The sequence below is a fragment of the Pelorhabdus sp. sgz311001 genome (assembly GCF_055901755.1).
In genome coordinates this window covers 276,458-289,469 of record NZ_JBVXUT010000004.1, presented here as the reverse complement: position 1 = coordinate 289,469, position 13,012 = coordinate 276,458, and the positions used below count along the sequence as shown (strand labels likewise).

At 44.3% G+C, this 13,012-nt stretch carries 10 protein-coding genes; all 10 read left to right on the top strand.

Annotation, left to right across the window (positions count from 1 at the left end):
* Positions 1-8: 8 nt before the first annotated feature.
* The 10 genes from AC0MXB_RS12330 (at position 9) to AC0MXB_RS12285 (ending at position 12,979) form a co-directional block, all read left to right on the top strand.
* On the top strand, positions 9-1,589 hold the full coding sequence (locus AC0MXB_RS12330) for an ATP-binding protein (RefSeq protein ID WP_474039982.1): 1,581 nt from the start codon (positions 9-11) through the stop codon (positions 1,587-1,589).
* 6 nt (positions 1,590-1,595) lie between these two features.
* A complete protein-coding gene (locus AC0MXB_RS12325) occupies positions 1,596-2,273 on the top strand; it encodes a response regulator (protein ID WP_474039981.1) in 678 nt (225 codons plus the stop codon).
* Complete coding sequence (gene citG / locus AC0MXB_RS12320) at positions 2,270-3,655, top strand: triphosphoribosyl-dephospho-CoA synthase CitG (protein WP_474039980.1); 1,386 nt, start codon at positions 2,270-2,272, stop codon at positions 3,653-3,655. Before AC0MXB_RS12325 ends, citG begins: the two co-directional genes overlap by 4 nt.
* A gap of 189 nt (positions 3,656-3,844) precedes the next feature.
* On the top strand, positions 3,845-4,117 hold the full coding sequence (gene citD / locus AC0MXB_RS12315) for a citrate lyase acyl carrier protein (protein WP_474039806.1): 273 nt from the start codon (positions 3,845-3,847) through the stop codon (positions 4,115-4,117).
* Between the two features lie 10 nt (positions 4,118-4,127).
* Positions 4,128-5,012, top strand: a complete 885-nt coding sequence (locus AC0MXB_RS12310; protein ID WP_474039979.1) for an aldolase/citrate lyase family protein — start codon at positions 4,128-4,130, stop codon at positions 5,010-5,012.
* Positions 5,012-6,562 (top strand): citrate lyase subunit alpha, encoded by a 1,551-nt coding sequence (gene citF / locus AC0MXB_RS12305; protein WP_474039978.1) that lies wholly within the window; start codon positions 5,012-5,014, stop codon positions 6,560-6,562. The genes AC0MXB_RS12310 and citF overlap by 1 nt, the downstream gene beginning before the upstream one ends.
* Before the next feature lie 290 nt (positions 6,563-6,852).
* On the top strand, positions 6,853-7,557 hold the full coding sequence (locus AC0MXB_RS12300; RefSeq protein ID WP_474039977.1) for a GntR family transcriptional regulator: 705 nt from the start codon (positions 6,853-6,855) through the stop codon (positions 7,555-7,557).
* Between the two features lie 151 nt (positions 7,558-7,708).
* Complete coding sequence (gene dcuC / locus AC0MXB_RS12295) at positions 7,709-8,980, top strand: C4-dicarboxylate transporter DcuC (protein ID WP_474039976.1); 1,272 nt, start codon at positions 7,709-7,711, stop codon at positions 8,978-8,980.
* A 35-nt stretch (positions 8,981-9,015) separates the two neighbouring features.
* Positions 9,016-11,322, top strand: coding sequence for a hydratase (locus AC0MXB_RS12290; RefSeq protein WP_474039975.1), 2,307 nt, complete (start codon positions 9,016-9,018; stop codon positions 11,320-11,322).
* A 301-nt stretch (positions 11,323-11,623) separates the two neighbouring features.
* Positions 11,624-12,979, top strand: coding sequence for a pyruvate carboxylase subunit B (locus AC0MXB_RS12285; protein ID WP_474039974.1), 1,356 nt, complete (start codon positions 11,624-11,626; stop codon positions 12,977-12,979).
* The last annotated feature ends 33 nt before the right edge of the window (positions 12,980-13,012 follow it).

Sequence of the window (13,012 nt, the reverse complement as noted above, 5' to 3'; positions counted from 1 at the left end):
ATGTTATTTTGCGTTTTTTACATCGCTTGCCGATTCAATACCATATTATGCTACTCACCATTTCGCTTGTCTGCTTGGTGCTATTAATGGCTGGATATTTTACGGTCTCCAGTATTCAGCAGCAGGTGCAGCAAGAAAGAGTAGAGCAAGCCCTGGACCTAGGCCATTTATTGGCGCAGGATAGCAGGGTGATTCAAGGGATGGAATCAGAGAATCCATCGGCGTATTTACAGCCTTTTGTCGAGCGGTGGCGCACGACTACCGGCGCAGCTTTTATTGTAATTGGCAATATGGATCAGATTCGTATTACTCATCCGATTCCTGAGCTAGTTGGAACGCCGCTCACTGATTTATATCGTGAACCGGTTCTTCATGGCGAGGATTATGTGTATTTGGGAAAAGGCACACTCGAATCATCTCTGCGGGCCAATGTGCCAATTTTTAATCAACAGGGACGACAAATCGGTTTTATTTCTATCGGGTTTGCCTTATCGGATATTCATGAAGAAATCGCCCAAGATATTGATAAACTGTTGCCAGGCATTATTGCCGCTTTGCTTTTAAGTGTGATTGGATCCATCTGGCTTTCCAAAAAGATCAAACAGACGATTTATGGCTTAGAGCCTTATCAGATTGCCGGGCTTATGCAAGAACGCGAAGCCACATTGTCGGCTGTTCATGAAGGGCTTATATCGGTAAATCGTCATTTGGAAATTACACTTATGAATGAAGAAGCAGCTGTGACCTTTGCTGTTTCACGCGAACAAAGCCAGGGAATGGCTTTCGATAGACTCCTATCGCGCCATCATTTACAAGACGTGATCCAAACCGGTCAGGCTATGTACAATGAAGAGTATCGCGTTAATGATAGCATCATTGTCGGCAATAGTGTGCCGATTTGGGTAGAAGGACAAGTTGTCGGCGCTGTATTTACCTTTCGCGATCGTACCGAAATGTCGCGCTTAGCCGAAGAGATGACTGGGATTCATCGTCTTGTTGACGTACTGAGAGCGCAAAACCATGAGTTTAAAAATAAAATGCATACTGTAGCTGGCTTAGTTCAACTTGGTTTCTACGATCAAGCCGTTGACTTTATCGTAGAAAATACGTCCAATCAAGAGGGCGATTTTGAAAAACTACGTGGTCAAATCAAAGACTCTGTAACTTTTGGTTTGCTTTTAGGTAAGTGCAGCAGAGCACAAGAACTAGGAATTTCGCTAGTTATTGATGACGCAACGTTATTAGGCAATCTGCCCGGTAATTTGACCAGTGGCGATCTTGTTATTATTCTAGGCAATCTCATTGAAAATGCCTTTGAAGCTGTCAGTGAAACAATAGAAAAAAGGGTACGCGTGAAGATTTTTGAAGTACCAGCAGGACTTATTATTGAAGTGGAAAATAGTGGTCCGGCCATAGCCGCAGAATTAGGCGACAGTATTTTTGCGCGAGGTATTTCGACAAAAGGGAAAGGTCGCGGCTTAGGTCTAGCCTTAGTACAGGAAAAGGTCTTGATTCATGGCGGCCGAATTTCTTATTGCAATCTCCCGCAAGGTGGGGTATTATTTGCTTTGAATATTCCGGCGGGATAGGGTGAAATGATGAATGCATTAAAAGTTCTTATAGTAGAAGATGATCCGCTTGTTGCCGATATTAATCGACGTTTTACCGAAGCGGTAGAGGGGTTTGCCATTGTCGGGATTGCCAGCGACGGGAAGCAGGCTTTAGACATGATTGCCGCAGAAAAACCGGATTTGATTCTGCTTGATGTATATATGCCTCATATTGATGGCATAGAAGTATTGACCTTGATTCGCAAACAGGAGGTTCCTGTTGATGTAATCTTAATTACCGCTGCTAGTGATGGTGATACCATTAGCAAAATTATTCGCTCTGGTGTTGTCGATTATTTAATCAAACCTTTCAAATTTGAACGCTTTCGAACGGCCTTGGAATCTTATCGCGATTTTCAGATATCTGTACAGGGCAAACAGGCTTTTAGTCAAAAAGAACTGGACAAATTTTTAGTGCCGAAAGTGATCGGGAAAGATGTGTTGCTGCCGAAAAATTTGCAGCAACAGACATTAAAATCTATTGAAGAATTTTTGATCAGTCAGCATGAACCCCAATCAGCCGAAGATGTGGCTGAAAAAGTAGGGATTTCCCGTGTTACAGCACGGCGCTATCTTGAATATTTTGTGCAGGAAGGAAGGGTTAGCATGATATTGGACTATTTGCCATTAGGTCGTCCGATTCATCGCTATCAGATTCGATGACATTGAGTACAGGAACAACAACTAATCTAGAGGCCATGCTTCTGGCCAAAGAAAATCGTTATAATCGCCAGCTTTTCTGGATTGATCGTTGGCAGAAAACACTTGTGAGCATTACGATCAATATGCCTGGTTCAATAAAAGATAGCTGGTATAGTAAAGAGCTTCTGGACTTTGCTGTAGCGAAGGTCACCGAACAAGCGCCAGTACTTGCGGCTGAGACGGTCTATTTAACAACAGGACCTGAAGCCTTACTCTCTGTTGATGCGCCAGGGGCTAGCGTGAAAGAAATTTGCACTGCCATTGAAGGGGCGAGTTCTTTTGGACGGTTGCTCGATATTGACGTTTTTACAGCCGAGGGAGAATTGCTGTCAGCGCGGGAACAACGTGGTCTTAGACGCTGCTTTGTTTGCGACGAACCGGCTCTTTTCTGTATGCGCGAGGCCAGGCATAGTCAAGCTGAAATTCAACAAGGTGTGGAAAAACTTCTCTATGCTTTTCTAGCGGAGCGTTCGAAGCAATATCGCGCTCAAACTGCTGGAATTGGCGCCTTAGCAGTAGAAGCAATGTTGTATGAGGTATCATGCACTCCATCGCCAGGTTTGGTGAATCGTTATCATAGCGGTGCACACCAAGATATGGATTTTTATACCTTTATGGCCAGTAGTGCGGCCTTAGCTCCGCATATGACTCGTTTCGCCGAAGCCGGCTGGCAATTCCCCGGTGAACTTTCGCAGTTGTTACCGGTATTGCGTATTATTGGTATTGAGGCGGAACAAGCCATGTTTCAAGCTACTCAGGGTGTAAATACGCAAAAAGGTTTGATTTTTTCATTGGGGATTGTTGCCGCCGCCGCCGGTTATCTGCAGCGACAAGGCAAAAACTGTAAGGAGTTCCTTTATGACGCTGTTGCCGCTATGACCCAAGGGCTCGTGGCGAAGGAACTGGCTGGAAGAACTACGCGGCCTGATGAACAGCTTACAGCTGGCGAACGGCTCTATAAAGAGTATCAGGTGGCGGGAATTCGCGGTGAAATGGAGGCCGGATTACCGGCGATCAAGTATCATGCGATGCCGCAACTAGAGCAGTCTTTGGACAAGGGGTTATCGCTCAATGACGCCCTAGGCGAAACGTTGCTTTGCTTGATGACTTGTGTCGATGACACGACGGTGATGAACCGTCATTCACCGGAGGTTATGCGCTGTTGGGTGAAAGAGCAGGTTGAACCGATTTTTACAGCGGGCGGTCTGGCAACCGAAGCGGGAAAAGTGCAATACCAAGCAATGGAAGATCTGTTTGTGAATAAAAATATTAGCCCAGGCGGAGCCGCTGATTTACTGGCTGTAACCTGGTTTTTATATCAGTTATTTCAAAAAAAATCATAAATATTATGTAAAATCTACGAAAAATAGTAAAAATTTAATTGAGAATTTGGTATACTGTATACTGATGTGAATTTATTTTGCTGTTTAGCTGACTAGAACAACAAAGTTTTCGAAGTTTTTAGGGAATGTTTTTGTCAGGCTAAAAATAAGTTACCAAGTTAAGCAAAAGAAATATGTGGAGGGATCGAAGTGAGTCAAATTGTACAAATGGCAGTTGCCGGCACAATGGAGTCCAATGATATTTATATCACGGTAGCTCCGGCGACGGCAGGAGCAGGTCTCGCAATTGAACTGACCAGTCCGGTATTGAAACAGTATGGTAAACAGATCAAAGCGGTTATTGAAGCCGTACTTGCCGAAAATGGTGTTACAGAAGCAATCATTAAAGCCAGTGATAAAGGCGCTTTGGATTGCACAATACGGGCACGACTGAAAACAGCTCTTAATAGAGCAATGAAGTGAGGTGCGAATAGTGGAAAAACTGAGAAGAACAATGATGTTTGTCCCTGGCAATAATCCAGGAATGCTGCAAAATGCTGATATTTATGGCGCCGATACGATTATTCTTGATTGTGAAGACGCAGTCTCCATTGCGGAAAAAGATTCGGCACGTAATTTAGTGTACCATGCCATTAAAGAAATGAATTATCAAACGGAAGTCGCTGTCCGTATTAATCATATTTCGACGCCTTACGGCTGGGATGACCTGGAACTGATTTTGGGAGCAAAACCTGATTTGATTCGTCTGCCTATGGCGCAAGACGCTGACGAAATTAAGCAAATTGATGCATTTATTACGAAAGCCGAAGAAAAACATGGCTTTAAACCTGGCTCAATTCGGATGATGGCAGCGATTGAAACGCCGCGCGGTTTGCGCAATGCCTATGATATTGCTTCGGCTAGCCCGCGTATGGTGGCCATTGCCATTGGCGCGGAAGACTTTATTGCCAATTTAAAAACATCCCGCAGCGCTTCCGGTCGAGAACTGGTAGTGGCTCGCGGCCAACTGATTCTTGCCGCGCGTGAAGCTGGGATTCAGTGCATTGATACCGTGTACTCTGATGTGAATAATGAAGAAGGCTTTAAAAATGAGCTGCAGCTCATTAAAGAATTGGGTTTTGACGGCAAATCGGTCATCAATCCGCGTCAAGTTCCGATTGTGCATCAATTCTTTACGCCGACAGAAAAAGAAATTGATTATGCAGAGCGGGTTCTTGCCGCTTATGAAGAAGCGCTCGCCAAGAATTCCGGCGTAATTTCGCTCAATGGTAAAATGATTGACTTACCGATTGTAGCCAGAGCCGAGCGGACGCTCGCTTATGCCCAGGCTGCGGCCGGACAAGGAGGCAAAGCGTAATGAAAAATGCAATAGGCAGAGAAATTCCCAGTGTAATTGCTGGATTTGATACATTTGAACTTTATGCAGGACCGTTTGCCAGACAACTTTCCGGTTCTGTACGCGGTCCGAAGCTGAGAAGCGTGACGCCGCGCAGTAATAAAATTTTAGCGTCCATTGAAGCCGCGATTGATGCAGTAGGCTTAAAAGACGGTATGACGATTTCTTTCCATCATCATTTCCGTAACGGCGATAAGATTTTAAATCGCGTAGTGGAAGCCATTGCTAAAAAAGGCATCAAAGATATTACTTTGTCGCCCAGCTCTTTGAGTACGGTCAATGACGCCATTATTCCATTCATTGAACAAGGTGTTATTACGGCCATTGAAACAAGCGGCGCCCGCGGCAAGCTGGGAAGATTCTTAACAGCAGGCCACAAAAACCTGAAAAAACCGCTCCATATTCGTTCTCATGGCGGTCGCGCCAGAGCGATTGAAAGCGGCGATATTCATATTGATGTAGCGTTCCTTGGCGCACCAGCCTGTGACCGTTTTGGCAACATTAACGGTACACAGGGCCAGTCAGCCTGCGGTTCTTTAGGCTATGCCATTCAAGATGCTGCTTTTGCCGATCAAGTTGTAGCGATTACAGATCATCTAGTGGATCATCCATTGTTCCCGATCAGCATTCCCCAAACGCAGATTGATTACATCGTAGAAGTAGACAGCATCGGTGATGCTGCGGGAATCGCTTCCGGCGCGCTTCGTTATACGAAAGATCCGAAAGAACTGTTGATTGCGCAGTATGCAGCAGGCATTATTGAACACTCCGGCTATCTGAAAAATGATTTTTCCGTACAGCTGGGCAGTGGCGGTGCGTCCATGGCTGTAGGCCGCTTCATCAAGAGCAAAATGCAAGAGCAAGGGATTGTCGGCAGCTTTGGCGTTGGCGGTATGACTGGCGTATTTGCGGAAATGATGGAAGAAGGCCTCTTTAAAATGATGTTCGATGTGCAGAGCTTTGATATTCCGGCTATCGAATCGATTAAGAAAAACCTGAACCATGTAGAAATGTCGGCGTCGTACTATGCGAATCCGCATAATGGCGGCCCGATTGTGAATAATCTTGATGTAGTCATTTTAAGCGCCACGGAAGTAGACGTGGACTTTAACGTCAATGTAATTACTGACTCGAATGGTGTTATTATGGGCGCCTCAGGCGGTCATAGCGATACAGCGGCTGGCGCTAAAATGTCAATCGTTGTAGCACCGCTGTTGCGTGGCCGTCTGCCGATGGTTAAAGAATCCGTGCAGACCGTCGTAACGCCCGGGGAAACGGTAGACGTAATCGTCACGGAACGAGGGATTGCTGTAAATCCGAAACGCCCAGATCTAGTGGATCAGCTGAAACATGCGCCGCTGCCGATTGTTTCCATTGAGGAATTGCAGGCGAAAGCTTATGAATTGGCAGGCAAACCGGAAGAAATTGAAGTCACTGATGATGTTGTCGGTGTGGTAGAATATCGCGATGGTACGATTATCGATGTCATCCGTCGTCCTGTAGAAAAATAAGTTTTTGTACGAAATGGTTGAAATAGGAGAAGCTATTGCATTAAGCAATAGCTCCTTCTTTTCATTACAAAAAACTGAAAATACTGTGAACACTGAATAAAGATAATTCTTTAGAATGAAATATATAGTTGAAAATTTCTATTCTTTCAAGCAGGATTTTTCATAAATGCGGATAATATATAATTACTGGAATACAGAATACCATAAGATGTTTTTTCTGAATAAAGCGAAAATACAAGTAGGAGTGAAGCGAGTTACTCTTACTGTTTGCACTATAAGGAGACTACAAGTTGAAACCACTAGACAATCAAGGTATTTCCCATGAAATAGCCAATGTTCGACCAATCCGCGATATTGTTTACGAATATTTGCGCAATGCCATTCTTGATGGCGACCTTTTACCAGGAGAACGCATTGTCGAGAGGACCTTTGCGGAGCAATTCGGCGCAAGTCGGACGCCGGTTCGTGAGGCAATTCGAAAACTGGAAATGGAAAATTTGTTGGAATATATTCCCCGTAAAGGTGTTGTAATTAAGGGAATTGATTTAAAAGATATTGTAGAAATTTACTCAATTCGCCAAGCCTTAGAAACCCTTGCCTTTAAAACAGCGATTCCCAATCTTTCTGAAGAGGATCTTTCGAATTTGCAAAAAATAGTGAAAGAAACCGAGGAAAGTTCTTTAGCTGATGATGTTGCTTCGGTCATAAAATCCTTGGAGAAGTTTGATGAGATCATGATGAAGGCAGGCAAAATGCCTAGACTCCAGGGGTTTATCGTAACACTGCAGGAATCAATTCGGCGTTTTCGTAAAATGAATCTTGTGGACGAAAGTCGGCGTAAAGAGGCGATTGAGGAGCACAAGGAAATCCTGGAAGCCGTAAAAAATCGCGACATCGAGAAGACGGAACAACTGGTTAAAGCCCATATTGAGCGAGCTTGCCGTCAATTAATTCATACGTACGGTAAAATGCAAAAATCTCTGCCAAGAGAATAAAGGCAGAATTTTTTTGCTAGTTTATATAAAAAAAGATTGATTTTTTATGGTATACCGTATACCTTAATAGAGGGGGCTGAAAATAGTTACCAAACAAAGACCAGGTTAAGCCAGTGAAAAAATGAGTTTACAAGTAGAAGGAGGAAATTTTGTGTTAGTAGCGATTGGGGCTATTATTGTTATTGTTACGATTTATTTGTTAATTAAACAAGTAGAAACGAGAATGGTTTTGTTTTGTGCTGGTCTTCTTATGGCGATTATTGCGGGGACTCCCTTTGCCGCATTTGAAGCTTTTTCCCATGCAATGAAGGAAAATAAGTTGTTTGAATCTATTATTGCGGTCATGGGCTTTGCCATGGTCATGAAAGTAACAGGGTGTGATAAACATCTGATTTATTTATTAGCTAAAGGCTTAAAGCGAGTTGGCCCCTTTTTAATTCCGGGTGCAACACTTGTAACTTTCTTTATTAATATTTCGATTACCAGTTCCGCGGGCTGCTCGGCTGCCGTTGGCTCGATTTTAATCCCGCTGATGATTGCCGCAGGAATTCATCCAGCGATTGCTGGGGCGGCGATTTACGCGGGAACTTATGGCGCAATTTTTAATCCAGGTTATGCTCAGGTCGCGATTGTGGCTGATGTGGCGAAAGCTACGAATATGGAAGTGGTAGCAAATCATTTTATGCCATTGCTCATCTGCGGTGTGATTGGCGCCTTTAGTTTACTTGCCTACGCTTTATTATTTAAGGAAGCGAAAGGCCATGAAAATGAAGCAGCTGTAGCTGCGATGACGGCTAATGCAGATTTTAAAGTGAGCTTTTTAAGAGCGATCGTTCCTGTCGTTCCCTTAGCAATTCTATTATTAGGAAATATGGGAATTGTAGCAGCCTTTAAACCACTAGGTATTTCCCATGCGATGATTATCGGCGTATTTTGCGCTTTCTTCGTAACACGCGTTAGTCCGGCAAAAATTTCGAAAGAATTTTGGCACGGTGTGGGCGATTCCTTTGGTCATGTATTTGGCATTATTATCTGCTCGCTCGTGTTTGTTGGCGGGATGCAGGCAATTGGGCTGATTAAGGCTTTAACAAATGCAATGATTTCTAATCCAGCCATTGCCAAAATTTGCTCCGCGTTAGGACCCTTCTTGCTTGGTATTATGTGTGGTTCTGGCGATGCATCAGCCGTTGCCTTCAATAAAGCAGTTACTGTTCACGCCGCTCAGTTTGGTCTGTCACCGCTCGATATGGGCAGTATGGCAGCGATTGGCGGCGCCTTGGGGCGGACTATGTCGCCGATTGCCGGCGGACTGATCATCTGTGCTACTTTAGCAGGCGTATCACCAATGGAAGTAGCCAAGCGAAACGCACCAGGTATGATTATAGCTTGCATTACTTGTTTAGTTTTACTTTTATATAAATAATACTTTTGATTTTACAGTAGAGGATGGTTATGGTTATGGTTAAACTTATTGAAAACGGCGTATATGTAGCTGCTGGAAAGGTTTTGCAAGATAGTCCGGAGCTGGCAGCATCAGGTTGCGGTCATTTGCCGAAAGAAGCGTTTGCGAAGGAAACAGCTCGTCAGCAGACTATGGCTTATCAGATCTTGAGCAAGCATAATACTAGCGGTACTATGGATAATTTGAAAGTCCGCTTTGATGCCTTAACTTCGCATGATATTACTTATGTTGGTATTATTCAAACAGCAGTTGCTAGCGGCTTGCAGGAGTTTCCTGTTCCTTATGCTCTGACAAATTGCCACAACAGCTTGAGCGCTGTCGGCGGTACCATTAATGAAGATGACCATGCTTATGGTTATTCAGCAGCTCGCAAATTCGGCGGGATTTATGTTCCGGCGCATCAGGCAGTCATTCATCAATATGCCCGCGAAATGCTCACAGGCGGCGGTAAGATGATTCTTGGTTCTGACAGTCATACCCGCTATGGCGCGCTGGGAACGATGGCAATTGGCGAAGGCGGCCCAGAACTTGTGAAACAACTGTTAAAACGAACTTATGATGTAGCATATCCTGGTGTGATTGCTATCTACCTAGAAGGTACGCCAAAACGCGGCGTAGGACCGCAGGACGTAGCTTTGGCGATTATCGGCGCTGTCTTTAAAAATGCTTTTGTGAAAAATAAAGTCATGGAATTTGTCGGACCTGGCATTGAACAATTGAGCATTGATTTTAGAAATGGCATTGACGTTATGACGACAGAAACAACTTGTTTGACGACCATCTGGAAAACCGATGACAAGGTTAAAGATTTCTACACGACTCATGGCCGTCCGTCTGATTATGTAAAAGTTGAGCCAGGTGAAGTAAGCTACTACGATGGTGCGGTTATCGTGGATCTGAGCAAAGTGGAACCAATGATTGCGGTGCCGTTCCATCCAAGCAATACCTATACGATTGCTGAATTCAATGCCAACGCGGTCGATATTTTGCGTAAAGTAGAACAAGACGCTAAAGAAATCTTTGAAAATCCGAACTTGAATTTCAAGTTGACGGATAAGCTAGTAAATGGCCGCTTGAAAGTTGATCAAGGGGTTGTTGCCGGTTGCGCTGGCGGTACTTTTGAAAATGTGGCTAATGTAGCGGCGATTCTGCAAGATAAAGCCGTTGGCGACTTCTCGCTTAGCGTATATCCTTCGAGCCAGCCCGTATTCTTAGAATTGATGCAGCGTCGTGATATTGAAGCGATTTCCATTGCGGGCGCCAGCATTCGCAGCGCTTTCTGCGGTCCTTGTTTTGGTGCCGGTGATGTTCCTGTCAATAACGGACTTAGCATTCGTCATACCACGCGGAATTTCCCGAATCGGGAAGGATCGAAACCGGCGGAAGGGCAAATCGCTTCAGTGGCGCTCATGGACGCACGTTCGATTGCCGCTACGGCAGCAAATGGCGGGTTCCTGACTGCCGCAACGGATGTGGAATATACTGAACCGAATGCAACGTACCATTTCAATGGTAAAGTCTATGAAAACCGTGTATATCAAGGTTTTGGTAAGGCCGAACCGCAGGAAGAACTGGTATTTGGACCAAACATCAAACCTTGGCCGACCATTCTACCGTTGGCTGATCAAATGATCTTAAAAATGGCTGCTGTCATTCATGACCCGGTTACGACAACCGATGAATTGATTCCTTCCGGCGAAACCTCTTCATTCCGTTCCAATCCGTTGCGTTTAGCTGAATTTACGCTTTCTCGCAAAGATCCTCAGTATGTAGGTAGAGCGAAAGCGGTGCAGGGGCTGGAAGCAAATCGTGAGGCCATGCAAGCAGGCGAAAGCGCTAGCGAAGAATTAAAAGCTCTCATGGCTAAAGTAACAGGCGCTCAGCCTGAAGAGCAGGCTCTTAAAGATTGGGCGGCTAAAACGACAATCGGCAGTGTTATTTTTGCCGTAAAACCTGGCGATGGTTCTGCCAGAGAACAAGCTGCTTCGTCGCAGCGCGTCCTTGGCGCCAGCGCCAATATTGCCATTGAATACGCTACGAAACGCTATCGCAGCAACCTGATCAACTGGGGTATGGTTCCCTTTACGGTCGATAAAGCCGATGAAGGCAAGTTTGCGATTGATGACTATATCTTTATTCCTAATATGAAAGAAGCCATTGCTAGCGGCGCTGATTCGGTAGCTGCGACGATTTTACGCGGCGATGAAAAAATTGCTATTACGCTTAAATTGGAAAACCTGTCACAAGATGACCGCAAGATCATCCTTACAGGCTGCCTGATGAACTACTACGCGCAAGAATAGTTTTTCACTAGATCTTTTACTCGTTTCCGATAAGGCCCGTGCAGTTTTTTTTGCAGCTAAAAAGATATTGTTTTACTGTTTTTGGCTAGTAAAAAAGCTCTGTGCGGGCTCTTTGAATATATAAAAAATTGGCCTAAGCCTTTTGATAAAAATTTGTACTTTTGTACATAAAATAAAGTTGTTTTTTTTGTGTAAATTTAGTATATTGTATACAAGTATATAAGATATTGTGTTTATCATTAGCAATGAAATTGAAACTTTTGATTCGTACATCCTATAATTAGGTTAGGAGGACATAACCATGAATACAAAACCTTTAAAAATTACCGAAACAGTCTTGCGTGACGGTCACCAGTCGCTGCTTGCCACTCGTATGCGGATTGAGCAAATGATACCGATGTTAGAACAGCTTGATGAAGTAGGATACTTCTCGTTAGAAGCTTGGGGCGGCGCTACTTTTGATAGCTGCTTACGTTACCTTGATGAAGATCCTTGGGAAAGACTGAGAATCTTAAAACAGCATTTAAAGAAAACTCCCATCCAGATGCTGCTGCGCGGCCAGAATATTCTTGGCTACAATCATTACGCTGACGATGTGGTAAGAGAATTTGTCAACCGTTCGGTCGATAATGGCGTTGGCATTATCCGTGTATTTGATGCACTCAATGACTTGGCAAATGTGGAAGTTGCGGTAGATGCTGCGAAAAAAGCTGGCGCTCATGTACAAGGTGCGCTCGTATATACGACAAGCCCTTATCATAATGTAGACAGCTTCGTGAAATTGGCGCAAGACTTAGCGAGTATGGGTGCTGATTCCATTTGCCTGAAAGATATGGCTGGTTTGTTGAAACCTTATGACGCGGAAGTTCTTGTGAAGAAAATTAAAGAAGTTGTTGCGATTCCTTTGTCACTGCATACTCACTATACTAGCGGCTTGGCTTCTATGACTTACTTGAAAGCGATTGAAGCTGGCGTTGATGTAGTAGACTGTGCGCTATCGCCTTTCTCCATGGCTTCTTCACAGCCAGCTACAGAAGCCATTGTGGCTACCTTAGAAGGTCAGGCGCGCGATACGGGTATTAAGAAAGAAACTTTATATCCGATTGCTGACTACTTCAGAAAAGTAAAAACAGAGATTAAAGAAGAATTCCACCTGAATCCGAATATTGAAGTGGACACCAAAGTTCTCTCCTTCCAGATTCCTGGCGGTATGCTTTCCAATCTGCTGAATCAGTTGAAAGAACAGGGGATGGCTGATAAGTTCCCTGATTTGATCGAAGAAATGCCGCGTGTTCGTGCTGAGCTGGGGTATCCGCCGCTCGTTACGCCTACGAGTCAGATTGTTGGCTCCATGTCGGCTTTCAATGTTCTGTTAGGACGTTATAAAATGGTTCCGAAAGAAGTGCGCGATTTAGCCCGCGGCAAATATGGCCGTACGCCAGCGCCTGTATCGGAAGAATTGCTCCCAGTATTAACTGGCGGTGAACCTTTGATTACGCATCGTCCAGCTGATGATATTGCGCCGCAAATGGAAAGCCTGACAGCAGATCTGATTAGTAAAGGTTTTGCGAATCCTTCGGTTGAAGACGTGCTTTCTTACGCTTTATTCCCCGAAGTTGCGCTTAAATATTTCGAAACACAAGGTAAGTTACAATAAAACATTGCATGGTGTTGTTTAACAAAAAAAGCA